This is a genomic window from Pseudoalteromonas sp. S4492 (assembly GCF_005886115.1).
GTDB classification, from domain to species: domain Bacteria; phylum Pseudomonadota; class Gammaproteobacteria; order Enterobacterales; family Alteromonadaceae; genus Pseudoalteromonas; species Pseudoalteromonas gelatinilytica.
Genome location: NZ_PNCP01000292.1, coordinates 1 through 273 on the forward strand (window position 1 = coordinate 1; position 273 = coordinate 273).

Below are 273 nucleotides of genomic sequence, written 5' to 3' on the forward strand. Positions count from 1 at the left end.
AGACGTAATCGATGGGAAACAGGTTAATATTCCTGTACCCCTTTTGACTGCGATGGAGTGACGGAGAAGGCTAGGTCAGCCCGGTGATGGTTATCCGGGTTTAAGGTCGTAGGCGATGGGATCAGGCAAATCCGGTCCCTCTTTAATAGAGAACGCCGAGAACTGATGACGAACTGACTACGGTCAGGAAGTGATCGATGCCAGGCTTCCAGGAAAAACTTCTAAGCTTCAGGTCAAAAGGGACCGTACCCGAAACCGACACAGGTGGTCAGG

At 51.3% G+C, this 273-nt stretch carries 1 rRNA gene; it reads left to right on the forward strand.

Going from position 1 to position 273, the window contains the following annotated elements:
• Positions 1-273, forward strand: a 23S ribosomal RNA gene (locus tag CWC28_RS21605); the annotation flags it as partial.